Raw genomic sequence first — 16,251 nt, 5'->3', positions numbered from 1 at the left:
CAAAACTAGAAATTAAACAAGCTAACTTTAAGATGATTAATCAAATTTAGGTGCTAACTTAGAATTAACACCTAAACAATATGCTTAAATTAAGAATTCAAAAACTCAAGAGCCATCATAGCATCACCTTGCATTAAATTCTTTATATTCTTTGTATCCCAGCTAAAGTGAGGGCTGTGATGCAAGGTAGGGCTGTTAATATCCTTTGAAATCCCAACAAACACATATGCTCCCTTTCTAGCCCTAGTTAAAAAAGCAAAATCCTCAGCACCCATATCAGCTTTTGCTTTTGTGATTAAATTTTCCTCGCCTATAACCTTAGTAAAAGCATTTCTAGCTATATGAGCCATATTTTCATCATTTATCAAAGGTGGATATTCTCTTTTATAATTAAGTTTATAATCTCCTCCAAATTCTATCGCAACAGCTTTAGCGGTATCTTCTATGCTTTTTTGCAAGATTGCTTGGGTTTCATCATTTAAAAAACGCACAGTTCCTTTAAGTACTGATTTTTCAGGTATGATATTATAAGTTGTTCCAGCTTCTATCTTTCCAACTGTGATAACTCCAGCCTCTACAGGTTTTATACGTCTTGAAACAACTGCTTGAATATTATTTACAAACCTAGCAGCCATAAGCAAAGCATCTATTGTAGTATGCGGATGAGCTCCATGCCCTCCTTTACCTATAAATTCTAAATCAAAAATATCAACTCCAGCCATCATCTCGCCAGATATAATTTGTGCAGTATTTTCCACCATAGGTCCCCAAAGATGACAACCAAAAACCGCATCTACATTAGGATTTTCCAAAATTCCTTCATCTATCATAGGCTTTGCACCACCGCCATTTTCTTCAGCAGGCTGAAACATAATCTTTACAGTGCCACTAAATTCATCTCTTAATTCATTTAAAATAAGTGCGGCTCCAAGCAAGCCAGAAGTATGACCATCGTGTCCGCAAGCGTGCATTTTGCCTTTTACTTTGGAAGAATAAGATAAATTTGTATCCTCTTCAACAGGTAAGGCGTCCATATCGGCTCTTAATAGAACGCATTTTTTATCATTAGAAGCCTTTTTGCCCTCTATGATAGCTAAAATACCCGTCTTTGCTATCTGATTCTTATAAGGAATTTTATATTTATCAAGTAAAGCACAAACCTTTTTAGCTGTTTCGAATTCCTCAAAAGAAAGCTCTGGATATTCGTGCAAATGCTCCCTAAAAGCAGCCATTTCATCGTAATATTTATCACATAGTGTTCTTACCTTTTCTATCATTGTTTTTACCCCTCATTTCTTATCCATATAGTCGAATTTTTCATCACTTTTTGAAAGATTCATCTCCATTTTTTTGATTTCCTCTTCACCACTTCTAACAAGCTCTTTATCAGGCTCTCTTATGTCTTTGCTTTTACCTTTATAATCAACATTATTTAGGATATATCTAAAGACATTTAATCTAGCTTTTTTCTTATTATCTGAACTAATTATAGTCCAGGGGCATCTGGGGGTATTTGATGCTAAAAGCATAGAATACTTAGCTACAGTGTATTTATCCCAAAGCTTTTGTGATTTTTCATCAACGGGAGATAGTTTGTATTGCTTTAGAGGATCAGTTTTTCTGCTTTCAAATCTCTTTTTTTGCTCTTCTTTTGAAACTGAAAAATAAAATTTAAACATTATTATATTGCTATTTACTATCATTTCTTCAAATAAAGGGACCTCTTTTAAAAACTTCTTATGCTCATCTTGAGTGCAAAATCCCATAACAGGCTCGACCCCTGCTCTATTATACCAAGATCTATCAAAGATGACTATTTCTCCAGCTGCTGGGAGATGAGAAACATATCTTTGAAAATACCACTGTGTTTTTTCTACGTCACTTGGCTTTTCAAGAGCTACTACCCTACATCCTCTAGGATTTAAATGCTCGGTAAGTCTTTTTATAGAACCACCTTTGCCAGCGGCGTCTCTACCTTCTGTTAATATAAGAACCTTAAGACCCTTTTCTTTGACAAAATTTTGAAATTTTAATAGCTCTATTTGAAGTTTTCTAAGCTCTTTTTCGTATTTTATAGTGCTTTTTTTTACCTTTATTTCAACATATTCAGGTCCATTTTTTTTATCTTTTTTTTGTTCCTCAAGTTTTGAATCAGCCATTAAGATCTCCTCCAAAAATATATCTAAAAATTTACCATAAAATTTTATAATTTGTATAAAATATAAGTGATAAATGTAAGATTATGAGAATTTTTATAACTTTTTTTCTATTTTTAAACTTTTCTTTTGCATCAGTTTTGGGAATAAATGAAGCATTTAAACTAAACATAAATAGCGATGAAAATGCAGTTTATATGAATTTTGATATAGCAGATGATATTTACATATATCAAAATTCTATAAAAATAAAACTAAATGATAAAGATATAACAAGTCTATTAAATTTTCCAAACTATGTCTTGCTTAAAGGAGAAAAAAGATACTACAAAAACATCTCCTTATACATAACAAATTTTTTAATAAAAAATGAATTCAAAGAAAATAAAATACATAAATTAGAAGTAAATTATCAAGGTTGCTCTAACAGCGGCTACTGTTATAGACCTGTAAAAAAATTTTATGAATTAAGTTTAAATGAAAATGTCTATGATGTAGCAGAGATAAAAGAAGAGAAGCCTAAAAAAAACGAAAACAAGATTGAAACAAATTCGTTTTTTGATAACAAAAATTTCGTTCTAGTTATATTTAGCTTTTTTGTGTATGGGTTATTACTATGTCTTAGCCCTTGTTCTTTACCTATGATACCTATATTATCATCTTTAATCTTGGCTAATAAGCAAGAAAATATAAGCAAAAAAAGAGCATTTTTCCTATCTTTAGTATATGTTTTTTCTATGTCCTTAGCTTACGCTTTTGCAGGAGTTGTAACAAGTTTTTTAGGGCTTAGTTTGCAAGCATTGTTACAAAAACCTATAGTATTGATATCTTTTGCAATATTCTTTGTATTTTTAGCTTTTTGTTGCTTTGGATTTTTTTCTTTAAAAATGACTAATAAAATTCAAAATTTAATACACAAAAAAACAAAAGGTGGAAGTTTTTTAGCAGTAGCTATAATGGGCTTTTTATCTGTATTGATAATAGGTCCTTGTATGGTAGCTCCATTATCTGCAGCACTTCTTTACATAGCACATAGTGCAGATTTTATTTTAGGGGGCTTTGCATTATTTGCACTTGGTTTTGGCACAGGGATACCTTTGCTTTTTGTAGGACTTGGATTTAGCTTTATTAAACCAGGAGCTTGGCTGGAAAAAATAAATATTTTCTTTGGTTTTTTAATGCTTTATATGGCAATTTGGCTTTTATCAAATTTCATAAATCAAGCTTACTCTTTTATAGCTTATGGGGCATTAAGCGTATTTTTTGTAAGTTTTATGGGGCTTTTTGAGAGTGCTAAAAGCAATCTAAACAAAATTTTTAAGGCTATTTTAATCATAATACTAAGCTTGGGTTTGCTTGTATTTTTTAAAGGTTTATTTGAACTTTTTGATTTTAATCTACAAGTAAGCTCTAAAAAAGAAGATGGTTTGAATTTTAAATATATAAATTCTTTAAGCGAGATTGAAAAGGTGATACAAAATTCTAAAAAGCCTGTATTGCTTGATTTTACTGCAACTTGGTGCGTAAATTGCAAATTACTAGATAATACAACGTTCAAAGACGAGGCTGTAAAAGCAAGTTTAAAAGATTATGAATTAATAAAAATTGATGTGAGCGATACTTCAAAAGAGCAAGTAGAGATAATGAAAAAATTTGATGTCTTCGCACCGCCTGTTTTGATATTTTTTAATAATGGGGATAAAAAAGCCCAAATAATAGGATACACAAATTCTGACGATTTGCTAAAGACTATACAAGATATTTTTTAACTCTTTTAATGCCGCTAAATTCTCCTTAGTAAAAAACGGCTGTCTAAATAAAAACTCACATTTTTCTCCCAAAAGCAAAAAGCTGTGTTGTGGTTTATCAAAACTACCAAAGTCAAGCTTTAATACAAGAAAATCATCAGCCTCAAATATATCTTGCAAATGCAAGAAAAAATCATCTCCTTTAAATTTTATTCTTTTGAAATTCTTGGCTATATGATTAAGCTTATCTTTGCAAAAAGAAAGTTCATTTATATCAAAATCCTCTATTTTAAAAGCCGGGCTTTGCTCATCGCATACAGCTCTTACAGTATATATATCTTTTTCTTGTTTTAACCACCTATCTTCATATTTGCTTTTTATCTTTATATCCTCATTTTTGTGGTATTTTATTTCTTTAAAAAATGAAGATAAAATATTTAAAGAAAAGCTAAAATACTCCTCACTATCGGTTCTTAATTCAAAAATGCCATCTTTTTTTAAAATTCTAAAACAGTCCCTTGAAAAACTGCTACTTATAATACGTCTATGCTCTTGCTTATCCCAAGGCACAGGAAAATGTAAAAATATTTTATTTATAGAATTTGATGGCAAAAGAGAAAACAAAAGCCTAGCATCAGCTTTAAGCAAAAGCACATTTTGCAAATTTTGACTAAAAGCTAATTTTGCAACCTGCTCTATGGCTTTAGTATAAATTTCAATCCCTACTATAAGCGTATTTGTATTAGTTTTAGCTTGATACAATAAATGTCTCCCAGAGCCAAAACCTATCTCCAAAAACACTTTATCAAAACTGCTTATATTTGATATAAAATTTTGTATATCATCTTCTATGTATAAATCTTTTTTAAGCAATCTAGTCTTTTTTAAAGCATTTGCTTCGCTAAGAATATCCTCACAAAAAAGATTTTTAAACTCAAGCAAAGCCTTTTGTATGTAGCCTATCTTTGATATTCTGGTATCTTTATGAGACTTTATTAAAAAAGAATCTTTCTTTGGCAAAATTTGAAGAAAAAAACTTTCACCTTCAAAACTAGTATAAAGCAAAGATGAGTGATTATTTGTGCAAAGCCATTTAAAGCTTACCCCATTTATATCAACGGGCAAGCTTATATTATTAACTGTTTTACATTTGAAATTTGGCATTTTATTTAGATATAAAAACTCGTTTTGAAGGCAAGGACTGTATGCCAAATTCATCAACAGCTATAACTTCATAGCTATAACTTTGCCCAACTACTATGCTAGTATCATCAAAATTTTTTTGACTTATATCCTTAAATTCAACATCAGAGCCACCATATCTTTTTACTATGTAAGTTCTTGCTCTATTATCATTATCTACCCAAGAAAGCTGTATAGAATTTCCAGTAAAAGCACTAGAAACTATGCTAGGAGCAGCTGGAGCGTCTAAAGTTTTTCCTTTTACATAATCAGAAGGCATAATACTTTCAAGCCCGTCTTTATCGACAACAGTAACCTTATACTCTCTACTTGCACCAGCTTCATTTAAGACATCTTCATAGCTTGTATTTTGTGTTTTTGCTATATTTGAAAACGGAAACAATGAACTTCTTGCATAGATTTTATAATACGCTAAATCATTAAAATTTACCTTATCCCAAGTAAGCCTTACCCTAAATGGCAAATTTGTGCTTACTGATAAATTTGTTACTTGAGGTGGAAGGGGTTTGGTGCTTGAATTTATAATTTCACTAGATTCAGAATAAACTCCGTCAGAAGTTTTTGCAAAAATTCTATATTGAAAATTTTCATTTGGATTTAAATTATCATCTATGTATTCGGCACTAAGTCTATTTCTAACCTCAGCTAAGTGTTTAAAATCGGCATTGTTTTGAGATCTTTCTATAACATAAGATGAAACCCTTAAATCAGGGTGCGGTCTCCAAATGAGTTTTATTTTTCCAGGCAAACCACTAATAGCTTGAACAAAAGGCAAAGAAACAGGACTATTCATAGTTTTAACCTCTACGATAACACCTTCCCTTGATATATGTCCTTCTTTATTAAAGCTTTTCATAGCATAGTAATATTTAGTATTTGCTTCTAATCTTGTATCTACGAAATGGGTTTTGTATTTGTCTTTGATTGTTGCTATTAGTTCTAGGTTGGAATCATTAGCCCCGCCCCTATAAAGATAAAAACCTTCTATATCTTCATTATAAAAACTTTTCCATTCAAAAGCCACAGAACTCATATCGCTTATGTGCTTTAATTCGTCTATGACTGGCAAATTCTCATTTACTACAAGATTGTTTTGCTGAGAAAAATTCGCACAAGCATTAAGAAAAGGTATTAAAGCAAGACTCAATAAAAGCAAGAGAAGTTTTTTCATCTATATCCTTTTTTTTAATTTTTTCTAAAATTTGTATAAAATCATTATGCAATGGTGCTTTTACAAAAATTTGTTCATTTTTTCTTGGATGCATAAAATAAACAAAATAAGAATGCAACATTACCCTAGGATAATTCTTTTCTTTATATCCATACAAAACATCACCTAAAATATGCCTATTTAAGCTTTCTAAATGTGCTCTTATCTGGTGAGTTCTCCCTGTAAAAAGCTTGGCAGCTATCAAATTTACTCCATCTTGACTAAGCAAATTTACAAAAGCTGATTTAGCATCTTTCATACCATTTACATTAAGACCCTCTTTTAAGGCTATTTTCTTAAGTCTATTGGAATTAGAACGCACAAGTGCTTTTTCGACAATCATTTTATCATCTTTTAATGGCAAATCAATTAACGCTAAATAAAATCTACCCATACTTTTATCAAGAAGTTGTTTTGCTAAAAAATAATGCGTTTTATTGTTTTTAGCGATTACAATAGCTCCGCTAGTTCCTTTGTCTAATCTATGCAAAAGTCCTGCTCTTGTATCTCCGTTTAAATTTGATAAAGCGTATTTTTTTTCAATAAGCCAATCAACCAAAGTAGCCTCTTTTACAGTATCAGCACCATGAACAACCAAATTTGCAGGCTTGTTTAAAACCAAAATATCATCATCTTCATATATGATTTCTATATCAAAATTTACGGCAAATTTTGCAGAATTATTTTTTATTTCTGGTAGTTTTATATTTATTTTATCGTTTAGTTTCAATTTAAAAGAAGTCTTTTTTTGCAACACATCATTTACAAAAATTCCATTTTCTTTTATGAGTTTTTCCACCTGATTTCTACTAAAATTTAACTTTTTACTAATAAAAACATCAAGCCTGGAACATTCATCTACTATAAATTCGTTTTTCATTATTTTTTTTAATTTTTGAATTTTAATTAAATCTTTGTATAATAGCATATTTTATTTATTTTGGGGCGTCATTTTGAAATTTGAAAAAAGAATTTTAACACATTTTGATTTTGTGCAAGTTTTTTTAATATTACCTATAATCATTATATCCTTTATATTAACATTTGAGGCATCTTCATTTTTGTTTGAAAAACAAGTGGTTTATACTATCATCGGCTTAGCAGCTTTTATGCTCTTTTTCATTTTGCCTATTAGAAAACTGTATTGGCTTATACCTACTTTATACTGGATTAACATAGCATTGCTTTTAAGCACAAATTTATTTGGGGTAGTTAGACTTGGTGCAAGAAGGTGGATTGAAATTCCATTTACTCATTTTACTATACAACCTTCTGAATTATTTAAACCGTGTTTTATTTTGATGTTAGCATATCTTATATACACAAATCCGCCTCCAAAAGGCGGCTATAAACTTAAGCATTTTTTGTATATAAGCTTTTATATATTATTGCCGTTTTTTCTGATAGCTAGAGAACCGGATTTAGGAACTGCTACAGTTTTGCTTATAGTTGGTTTTGGAACGCTTTTTATAGTTGGTGTAAATTATAAAATTTGGCTTAGCATTTTTATATGTATAGCATTAGCTTCACCTATCATATATACACATTTTTTAAAGGATTATCAAAAACAAAGAATTCACGACTTTATATCAGAAAAACCTAGCTATCAAGTGCAACAATCAATAATAGCCATAGGAAATGGTGGTCTAACAGGAAAAAATGTAGAAGAAGCCACACAAACGCACTTTAAATTCCTGCCCATATCAACTAGTGATTTCATCTTTGCTTACACTGTAGAGAGATTTGGCTTTGTTGGAGGAGCCTTTGTTTTAATCTGCTATATGCTACTTATATTTCATCTTTTAAGCCTAAATCAGAAATTAAAAGAAGATTATTTTGCAAGAGTTGCTGTAAATTGCGTTGCTTTATTTATATTTATATATGTTGGAGTAAATGTGTGTATGACGGTTGATTTTGCACCAGTCGTTGGCATACCTATGCCATTTTTCAGTAACGGGGGTAGTTCTTTTACGACCTTTATGATATTTTTTGGGATACTACAAAATTTAATCACCTTTAGATATTTTTCAGTAGAAAAAGCTGTAAAAATATTTTAGTTAAGATACATTAAAGGAAATAAATTATATAATCTCGTCTTTATCAGCTGGATTTGTAGCTCAGTTGGTTAGAGCAACCGGCTCATAACCGGTTGGTCGCAGGTTCGAGTCCTGCCAAATCCACCAGAAAATTTAAACAATTTCTACCTTATCTATGCTATAAAGCTCCCTCTGTTTCAAGCAAAAATCTTTTTATGTCAAGTCCGCCCGTGTATCCACCTATACCGTTACTTGCAACAACTCTATGGCAGGGGACAAAGATAGCTAAGTCGTTCTTAGAATTTGCATTTCCAACCGCTCTATAAGCCCTATCTTTACCGATAAATTCGGCTATTTGTTTATATGTCCTAGTTTCACCGTAAGGAATTTCTAACAAGGCTTTATACACAGATTTTTCAAAATCACTTCCTTTTATATCAAGGGCTATACTAAATTTTTTGAGTTTTTTTGAAAAATACAAATCCAACTCACGTTTAGACTCTTCTAAAAATTCGCAGGAAAAATCGTTACCAATTTTACTTTCAAAACTTACTTTCAAAAGCTTTTCTCCGTCACTGTGTAAAGATAGGTAACATTGTTTTGTTTTATAGTAAATTTTAAACACTTATTATCCTTTAAAAGGTTAAAATACAGTTTATAAAATAATACCACAAGGAGATAAAATGTCTTTTAAAGAAGAATATAAAAAATTAGTTGATGAAAGAGCGGCACAAAACATACCTCCTCTACCATTAAACGCAGAACAAACAAAAGAGTTATGTGAGTTATTAAAAGACAGCGATGATAAAGAACTAGCACTGCTATTAGAAGAAAGAGTAAGTCCGGGCGTTGATGATGCTGCCTTAGTTAAGTGTGAATTCTTAAACAAAATATTAAAAGATGAAATAAAAAGCAAGTTAATAGACAAGAAAAAAGCTTTAGCTATGCTTGAAACTATGCTAGGTGGTTACAATGTAAAAGTTTTAATAGACGCATTAAAACGAAAAGATACAGCAAAAGATGCCGCAAATGTTCTTAAAAATATTATTTTTGTTCATGATAATTTTAATGAAATAGCAAAATTGGCTCAAAGCGATGAAAATGCTAAAGATATATTAAAAAGCTGGGCTGAAGCTGAATGGTTTCTTAAAAAAGAAAAGTTACCAGAAGTTATAAATTGTATAGTGTTTAAGGTAGCAGGAGAAACTAACACAGATGATTTAAGCCCTGCAGGAGATGCCTTTACAAGAAGTGATATACCTTTACACGCAAATGCTATGCTAAAAGTAAGACAACCAGGATCCTTAGAAAAAATCAAAGAATTGAAAAAAAGTGGTAGAGAAGTAGTTTATGTAGGCGATGTTGTAGGAACAGGCTCTAGCAGAAAATCAGCTATAAATTCTATACAGTGGCATTTAGGAAAAGATATAAAAGGAGTGCCAAACAAAAGAACAGGTGGCATAGTAATAGGCTCAACAATAGCTCCTATATTTTTTAACACAGCACAAGATAGTGGAGCATTACCTATAATTTGTGATGTTAGCAAACTTGAAATGGGAGATGAATTTGAAATTTATCCTTATAAAGGAGAAATAGTTAAAAAAGGCGAAGTGATAGCTACATTTAAGCTAAGTCCAAATACCATACTAGATGAAGTAAGAGCTGGAGGAAGAATTCCACTTATAATAGGTCGCGGACTTTGTGCTAAATCTAGAGAGGCACTAAAAATGCCTTCTGAAGATATATTTATCAAACCTAAACAACCAGAAAACAGCTCTGGAGGATATACATTAGCTCAAAAAATGCTAGGACGTGCTTGTGGAGTCGATGGGGTTCGTCCTGGAATGTATATAGAACCTAGAACACTTACAGTTGGCTCACAAGATACAACAGGACCTATGACTAGAGATGAGATAAAAGAGTTGGCAAGTCTTGGTTTTAACGCTGATTTTGTTATGCAAAGTTTCTGTCATACAGCAGCTTATCCTAAAGTAAGCGACTCAAATTTACATCAAACACTACCTGGCTTTATGACAAGTAGAGGAGGAGTTAGTCTTAAACCGGGTGATGGTGTAATACACTCTTGGCTAAACCGCTTTGTTTTACCTGATACAGTTGGAACTGGAGGAGATTCTCATACGAGATTTCCTATAGGTATATCTTTTCCTGCAGGCAGTGGATTAGTAGCATTTGCAGCTGTTACAGGCTCTATGCCTTTAAATGTTCCAGAAAGCGTATTGGTTAGGTTTAGTGGAGAATTACAACCAGGCGTAACACTAAGAGATTTGGTAAATGCTATACCTTACTATGCCATTAAAGAAGGGCAATTAACAGTTGAAAAGAAAAATAAAAAGAACATTTTTGCTGGTAAAATTTTAGAAATAGAAGGTTTACCAAATTTAAAAGTAGAACAAGCTTTTGAGCTAAGCGATGCAAGTGCTGAAAGAAGTGCTGCTGCTTGTAGCATAGATTTAAGTGTGGAAAGTGTTAGCGAATATATAAAATCAAACATATCTCTAATAGAAGCAATGATAAAATCTGGCTACGAAGATAAAGAAACATTAGCTAGAAGAGCTGATAAAATGAGAGAATGGCTAAAAAATCCTATATTGCTAAGAGCAGATAAAGATGCTAAATATGCTTACGTGCTTAACATAAATCTAAATGAAATAAAAGAACCTATCTTAGCTTGTCCTAATGATCCAGATGATGTGGCTACTTTGAGTGAAATTTTAGCAGATGATAAAAGAGCTAAGAATATAGATGAAGTTTTCATAGGCTCTTGTATGACAAATATAGGTCATTACAGAGCTTTGGGTGAAATTCTAAAAGACAAAGGTATGTTAAAAACTAGACTATGGATAGCACCTCCTACTAAAATGGATAAAGCTCAACTTACAAGCGAAGGATATTACGGTGTATTTGGTGCTGCTGGTGCTAGGATAGAAGTGCCTGGTTGCTCTTTGTGTATGGGAAATCAAGCTAGAGTAAATGATGGTGCGGTAGTATTCTCAACCTCAACTAGAAATTTTGACAATAGAATGGGTATGGGAGCAAAAGTATATCTTGGAAGTGCTGAATTAGGTGCTGTATGTGCTATACTTGGAAGACTGCCAAGCCCTAAAGAGTATTTAGATATAGTAAATGATAAGCTAGATGACTCTAAGAAAGCTAATATTTATAAATATTTGAATTTCAATGAAATTAAGGAATTTAAATTAGCTAATTAAAATTCGCTTTATTGTATTTTTGCTACAATAAAGCAAAAAAATATCAAGGATTTTAATTGAAAGCCTTAATACTACTTTGCTTTGCTTTAGCCTTGTCTATAGCAAACAACTCAAGCTGTGCTTATATAAAAGAGCACAGCTTAGACACAAACACTAATAAAGAGGAATTAGCAAGAGCAATAGAAAATTGTTCTTTATCTTTGCAAAATCAGGATTTTTCAAAAAAAATATATGAGATAACAAACAAAATACGCGGCTCAAACCTAGCTTGTGCTGGACTTTCATATATAGACAAATTAAGACAATTTCAAGTCAAACTAGCTCTTTTAATGCTAGAACCAAAGAATTATACAAAGCAAACAGATACAAAAAGAGATGAAATTTTAAAAAAATATTTTAGATATTGGGCATATCAAAGTATAGGAAATTACAGACTTTATATGAATTTTTGGAATGAGTATGGCAAAATTTTAGATCCTCTTAGAAAGTATGCAATCAAAAATGGTATAAATGCAAAAGAAAGTGAATTGTTTTCTATAGCTGCGGCTAACGAATTTTTGTATTGGGCTGTTGGGGAAACAAAAATTTTTAAAGATTTAGACGAATTTTCATTATTTATTCTTGATCAAAGAAATGACGCAAATCAAATAAAAGCTTATATATACACAAAACAACCAAACAAAGCAGAATTAATACAAGCGTTGCAAGTAGCTTTACTAGCTAAAAAATCAAATTCTGTTATAAAGGTATTTATAGATTTAGGATTAAATATAAACGAAGGATATGAAAGTGCCTTGTTTTACGCTCTTGAAAGTTATAGCAATGTAGATTTTCTACTTAAAAACAATGCAAATGTAAATTATGCAAATTCTTTTGGAAAAACCGCATTGTTCTATGCGGTAGAAGCAAATCAAAAAGATATAGCAAAGCTACTAATAGACAATAAAGCCAATGTCAATGCTAGATATATCTCTAATAATGAAAAATTAGCTATCATAAACAATTTAGGTGGAAATACACCATACTATATAACCTTTTGTGCTTTAGAACATACATCTAAAAATGTTTTGATGCACGCAGCTTCTTATGCTGATGTTGATATGTTGAAACTTCTTATAGAAAGCGGTGCAAATTTACACGATGTAGATGATCTTGGATTTAATGCACTCGATTTTGCCTTAAGTGCAAAAAAAATGGATAATGCAAAATATTTACAATCTCTTGGACTTAAGGCAAATGAAAATTTATATTATGGAGGCTCTTTAGAATGAAAACTGCACTAATTACTGGCGTTAGCTCAGGCTTTGGCAGGGCGTGTGCCAGGGCTTTAGCAAATGAGAATTTTAAAATTGTAGCCATAGCTAGAAGAAAAGAAAGATTAGAAGAACTAGAAAAAGAGTTTAAAGGCAAATTTCACTGCCTAGAGCTAGACGTAAGAGATGAAAAAGCTGTTTTTGAAAAAATATCTACTCTTCCAAACGAATTTAAAGACATTTCAGTGCTTATAAATAATGCTGGATTAGCCCTGGGACAAGAAGAATTTGATAAGATGAGTTTAGATGACATTAATACAATGGTAGATACAAACATAAAAGGGTTTTTGTATATAGCAAAAGCTGTTATACCTTTACTTAGAAAGCAAACAAGTGCTAATATATTTAATATAAGCTCGGTTGCAGCTAGAAATCCTTACTTTGGGGGCAATGTTTATTGTGGAACAAAAGCTTTTGTTTCGCAATTTTCTCTAGCTCTTAGAAACGACTTAAGAGGAAGCAATATAAAAGTTACCACAGTAGCACCTGGGCTTTGCAAAACTGAATTCAGTGAAGTTAGATTTAAAGGTGACAAGAAAAAAGCTGATAGCCTATATGAAGATACTAAATTTATAAGTGCTGAAGATATAGCAAAGGTTATATTAAGTATTTTAAATTTGCCAGAACACATAAACATAAATGAAATAGAATTGATGCCTGTTACTCAAACTTGGGCTGGTTTTCATATAGAAAAAGTATGAGTCTGTGCTTGAAAACTTTAAATGAAAAGATAGCATATATAAAAAAACTTTTTGAGGATTTTAAAGAAATACAAATTCAAAGCTTTTCTTCCCCAACAAAATCTTACAGAAATAAGGCTGAATTTGCTATATTCCATAAAGATGATGATATATTTTATGCTATGTTTGACGGAAAGAAAAAATATATCATAAAAGATTTTGAGATAGCAAATGATAAGATTAAAACGGCTATGCCTACTGTATTAAACGCTCTAAACTCAAACAAAAAATTAAAGGAAAAACTTTTTGCTATAGAATTTCTAAGCACGAAATTTGATATAAGCGTTACCCTACTCTATCACAAAAATATAGACCTTATAAAAAAAGAACTTGAAAATTTTAGTTTAGAACTTAAGCTAAAAATAATAGCAAGAAGTAAAGGAAAGAAGCTTGTATTTAATGGTGAAATTTTAAAACAAGAATTAGATATATTTGAAAAAAAATACTACTACCTTTACAGCAATGAATGCTTCATACAAGCAAACACCTTTATAAATGAAAAAATGATAGAATGGATTTTAACAGAGCTAAAAACGCAAGACAAAAAAGACTTACTAGAGCTTTACTGTGGATATGGGAATTTTACCATACCGCTTTCCTTTGTGTTTGATAATATCTTAGCCACAGAAGTATCTAAAAAAAATATAGAATTTGCTCTTGAAAATTGCAAATTAAACAATACAAAAAACATAAATTTTGCAAGACTATCAAGCGAAGAACTTAACAAGGCTATAAATAAAGAAAGAAGCTTTTTTAGGTTAAAAAATGTAAATTTAGATGATTTTTCTTTTTCTCATATCTTAGTAGATCCTCCAAGAGCTGGGCTTAGTAAAGATGTGGTAAATCTTGTAAAAAAATATGAAAATATAATATACGTATCTTGCAATCCAAAAAGCTTGAAAGATAATATAAAAGACATAGACACTCACGAGCTTAAAAAATTAGCTATTTTTGATCAATTTGCAAATACAGAACACATAGAATGTATAGCAATACTTAAAAAGAAAGGTTTTTAAAGTGAAAAATTTTATGAAAAATGTTAAAAACATAGCCATAATAGGCTTAAGTCCCGATGAAAACAAAGCCTCAAATATGGTCGCTAAATACTTGCAAAATGAAGGCTTTAAAATTATACCTATATACCCAAAAGAGGATATTATATTAAAAGAGAAAGTTTTTAGAACTATAGATGAGATAGATGAAAAGGTGGATCTGGTTGTAATGTTTAGAAAAGGAGAATTTGCCAATGAAATTTTCCCAAGTCTTTTAAAAAAAGGTATCAAAAAACTATGGCTACAACTTGGCATAAAAAACGAAGCTGTTAAGGCAAAATGCCTTGAAAACAACATAGCTTTCGTGCAAGATAAATGTATAATGCAAGAACTAAAGGCTTTAAAATGATAGAATTAAATAAAATCTACCAAGCAAAACAAAAAATAGCTGATTTTGCTCTTAAAACTCCTCTTTCGCATTCTCATTTTTTAAGTGATATTTGCAATGCAAAAATCTACCTTAAAAATGAAAATTTGCAAAGAACCGGTGCGTATAAGATACGAGGTGCGTATAATAAAATAGCAAATTTAAGCGAAAGCCAAAAGAAAAATGGGGTCATAGCAGCAAGTGCGGGCAATCACGCACAAGGAGTTGCCATAAGTGCTAAAAATTTTGGCATAAAAAGCACTATAGTAATGCCTGAATCAACTCCTCTTTTAAAGGTAAGTGCTACTAAGAATTTAGGTGCTGAAGTGATATTAAAGGGAGATAATTTTGATGAGTCTTATGATTTTGCGATAAAATATGCAAAAAAAAATAATATGAGCTTTATACACCCTTTTGAAGATGATTTGGTTATAGCCGGACAAGGCACTGTTATGCTTGAAATGCTAGATGATATAAATGACCTAGATGCTGTGCTTGTTCCAGTTGGAGGCGGAGGGCTTATAAGCGGTGTAGCAAGTGCTGCAAAACAGATAAATCCGGATATTAAGATAGTGGGAGTAAGTGCAAAAGGTGCTCCTGCAATGTATGAAAGCTATAAAAACAAAAAGATTAAAAATTCAAAGTCTGTCCGCACGATAGCCGACGGTATAGCTGTTAGAGACGTGAATGCTAAAAATCTTGATATTATATTAGAATGCGTTGATGATTTCGTCCAAGTAGATGATGAGGAAATAGCAGAAGCTGTATTGTTTTTGCTGGAAAAACATAAAATAATCGTTGAGGGTGCAGGAGCTGCCTCTGTAGCAGCACTGTTGCATAAAAAGATGAAATTTAAAAAAGATTCAAAGATAGCAGCCATTTTAAGTGGCGGAAATATAGATGTGCAAATGCTAAATATAATTATAGAAAAAGGGCTTTTCAAAGCTCACAGAAAAATGCAAATAATGGTTACGCTTATAGACAAACCCGGAGCTTTGCTAGACTTAACAGATAGCTTAAAAAAAGCTAATGCTAACATTGTAAAGATAGATTACGATAGATTTTCTACAAAGCTTGACTATGGAGATGCAATGATAAGCATAACCCTTGAAACAAAGGGCTTTGAACACCAAGAAGAACTTAGAAAAATTCTTAAAGAAAAAGCTTATAAATTTAGCGAAATTCTATAAACTCAA

14 protein-coding genes and 1 tRNA gene are annotated in these 16,251 nt (G+C 31.2%); 9 read left to right on the top strand and 6 right to left on the bottom strand.

Annotated features, from left to right (window positions below; all coding sequences use genetic code 11):
• Window positions 1-89: 89 nt before the first annotated feature.
• Both Q0J35_RS01335 and ppk2 read right to left on the bottom strand, forming a co-directional pair.
• Window positions 90-1,277, bottom strand: coding sequence for a M20 family metallopeptidase (locus Q0J35_RS01335; RefSeq protein ID WP_297192269.1), 1,188 nt, complete (start codon window positions 1,275-1,277; stop codon window positions 90-92).
• A 12-nt stretch (window positions 1,278-1,289) separates the two neighbouring features.
• Window positions 1,290-2,159 carry a polyphosphate kinase 2 gene (gene ppk2, locus Q0J35_RS01330; protein ID WP_297192267.1) on the bottom strand — a complete coding sequence of 290 codons (870 nt, stop codon included), beginning with the start codon at window positions 2,157-2,159 and terminating at the stop codon, window positions 1,290-1,292.
• A gap of 137 nt (window positions 2,160-2,296) precedes the next feature.
• Between ppk2 and Q0J35_RS01325 the strand changes: the two genes are divergently transcribed.
• The gene (locus Q0J35_RS01325; protein ID WP_297192266.1) at window positions 2,297-3,925 is read left to right on the top strand and encodes a protein-disulfide reductase DsbD; all 1,629 of its coding nucleotides are present in this window, start codon (window positions 2,297-2,299) and stop codon (window positions 3,923-3,925) included.
• Here the strand turns inward: Q0J35_RS01325 and trmB are convergent.
• The 3 genes from trmB to Q0J35_RS01310 are packed head-to-tail and all read right to left on the bottom strand — an operon-like array spanning window position 3,899 to window position 7,197.
• Window positions 3,899-5,122 (bottom strand): tRNA (guanosine(46)-N7)-methyltransferase TrmB, encoded by a 1,224-nt coding sequence (gene trmB / locus Q0J35_RS01320; RefSeq protein ID WP_297192264.1) that lies wholly within the window; start codon window positions 5,120-5,122, stop codon window positions 3,899-3,901. The genes Q0J35_RS01325 and trmB overlap by 27 nt on opposite strands.
• On the bottom strand, window positions 5,070-6,278 hold the full coding sequence (locus Q0J35_RS01315; protein WP_297192262.1) for a ferrous iron transporter A: 1,209 nt from the start codon (window positions 6,276-6,278) through the stop codon (window positions 5,070-5,072). Before Q0J35_RS01315 ends, trmB begins: the two co-directional genes overlap by 53 nt.
• The gene (locus Q0J35_RS01310) at window positions 6,226-7,197 is read right to left on the bottom strand and encodes an RluA family pseudouridine synthase (RefSeq protein WP_297192260.1); all 972 of its coding nucleotides are present in this window, start codon (window positions 7,195-7,197) and stop codon (window positions 6,226-6,228) included. Before Q0J35_RS01310 ends, Q0J35_RS01315 begins: the two co-directional genes overlap by 53 nt.
• A 70-nt stretch (window positions 7,198-7,267) precedes the next feature.
• Here Q0J35_RS01310 and Q0J35_RS01305 point away from each other — a divergent pair, with 70 nt between their 5' ends.
• Window positions 7,268-8,374: an FtsW/RodA/SpoVE family cell cycle protein gene (locus Q0J35_RS01305; protein WP_297192823.1), complete on the top strand. Its 1,107-nt coding sequence runs from the start codon at window positions 7,268-7,270 to the stop codon at window positions 8,372-8,374.
• A 49-nt stretch (window positions 8,375-8,423) separates the two neighbouring features.
• Window positions 8,424-8,500, top strand: a tRNA-Ile gene (locus Q0J35_RS01300).
• Window positions 8,501-8,531: 31 nt separating this feature from the next.
• Here the strand turns inward: Q0J35_RS01300 and Q0J35_RS01295 are convergent.
• Window positions 8,532-8,978, bottom strand: a complete 447-nt coding sequence (locus Q0J35_RS01295) for a methylated-DNA--[protein]-cysteine S-methyltransferase (RefSeq protein ID WP_297192258.1) — start codon at window positions 8,976-8,978, stop codon at window positions 8,532-8,534.
• Window positions 8,979-9,036: 58 nt separating this feature from the next.
• On the opposite strand from Q0J35_RS01295, the gene Q0J35_RS01290 reads away from it, so the two are divergent.
• From Q0J35_RS01290 to ilvA, 6 genes are read left to right on the top strand one after another with little or no spacing between them, the layout of a single operon-like run.
• Window positions 9,037-11,583 (top strand): bifunctional aconitate hydratase 2/2-methylisocitrate dehydratase, encoded by a 2,547-nt coding sequence (locus Q0J35_RS01290; protein ID WP_297192256.1) that lies wholly within the window; start codon window positions 9,037-9,039, stop codon window positions 11,581-11,583.
• A gap of 56 nt (window positions 11,584-11,639) precedes the next feature.
• Window positions 11,640-12,854, top strand: a complete 1,215-nt coding sequence (locus Q0J35_RS01285) for an ankyrin repeat domain-containing protein (RefSeq protein WP_297192255.1) — start codon at window positions 11,640-11,642, stop codon at window positions 12,852-12,854.
• Complete coding sequence (locus Q0J35_RS01280) at window positions 12,851-13,597, top strand: SDR family NAD(P)-dependent oxidoreductase (RefSeq protein ID WP_297192253.1); 747 nt, start codon at window positions 12,851-12,853, stop codon at window positions 13,595-13,597. The genes Q0J35_RS01285 and Q0J35_RS01280 overlap by 4 nt, the downstream gene beginning before the upstream one ends.
• Complete coding sequence (gene trmA / locus Q0J35_RS01275) at window positions 13,594-14,652, top strand: tRNA (uridine(54)-C5)-methyltransferase TrmA (RefSeq protein ID WP_297192251.1); 1,059 nt, start codon at window positions 13,594-13,596, stop codon at window positions 14,650-14,652. Before Q0J35_RS01280 ends, trmA begins: the two co-directional genes overlap by 4 nt.
• A 13-nt stretch (window positions 14,653-14,665) precedes the next feature.
• Window positions 14,666-15,037 (top strand): CoA-binding protein, encoded by a 372-nt coding sequence (locus tag Q0J35_RS01270; RefSeq protein ID WP_297192822.1) that lies wholly within the window; start codon window positions 14,666-14,668, stop codon window positions 15,035-15,037.
• Complete coding sequence (ilvA, locus tag Q0J35_RS01265; RefSeq protein WP_273403980.1) at window positions 15,034-16,245, top strand: threonine ammonia-lyase; 1,212 nt, start codon at window positions 15,034-15,036, stop codon at window positions 16,243-16,245. The genes Q0J35_RS01270 and ilvA overlap by 4 nt, the downstream gene beginning before the upstream one ends.
• Window positions 16,246-16,251: the final 6 nt, after the last annotated feature.

This window comes from uncultured Campylobacter sp. (assembly GCF_944323605.1).
Lineage (GTDB): Bacteria > Campylobacterota > Campylobacteria > Campylobacterales > Campylobacteraceae > Campylobacter_D.
The sequence above is the reverse complement of the archived record's forward strand: the minus strand, read 5'-3'. Positions and strand labels throughout refer to the sequence as shown.

What these genes read in the sequence shown, in the direction of transcription:
- Q0J35_RS01335 (WP_297192269.1), bottom strand. Translation starts at nt 1,277, where the DNA reads ATGATAGAAAAGGTAAGAACACTATGTGATAAATATTACGATGAAATG.
- ppk2 (WP_297192267.1), bottom strand. Translation starts at nt 2,159, where the DNA reads ATGGCTGATTCAAAACTTGAGGAACAAAAAAAAGATAAAAAAAATGGA.
- trmB (WP_297192264.1), bottom strand. Translation starts at nt 5,122, where the DNA reads ATGAATTTGGCATACAGTCCTTGCCTTCAAAACGAGTTTTTATATCTA.
- Q0J35_RS01315 (WP_297192262.1), bottom strand. Translation starts at nt 6,278, where the DNA reads ATGAAAAAACTTCTCTTGCTTTTATTGAGTCTTGCTTTAATACCTTTT.
- Q0J35_RS01310 (WP_297192260.1), bottom strand. Translation starts at nt 7,197, where the DNA reads ATGAAAAACGAATTTATAGTAGATGAATGTTCCAGGCTTGATGTTTTT.
- Q0J35_RS01290 (WP_297192256.1), top strand. Translation starts at nt 9,037, where the DNA reads ATGTCTTTTAAAGAAGAATATAAAAAATTAGTTGATGAAAGAGCGGCA.
- Q0J35_RS01280 (WP_297192253.1), top strand. Translation starts at nt 12,851, where the DNA reads ATGAAAACTGCACTAATTACTGGCGTTAGCTCAGGCTTTGGCAGGGCG.
- trmA (WP_297192251.1), top strand. Translation starts at nt 13,594, where the DNA reads ATGAGTCTGTGCTTGAAAACTTTAAATGAAAAGATAGCATATATAAAA.
- Q0J35_RS01270 (WP_297192822.1), top strand. Translation starts at nt 14,666, where the DNA reads ATGAAAAATGTTAAAAACATAGCCATAATAGGCTTAAGTCCCGATGAA.
- ilvA (WP_273403980.1), top strand. Translation starts at nt 15,034, where the DNA reads ATGATAGAATTAAATAAAATCTACCAAGCAAAACAAAAAATAGCTGAT.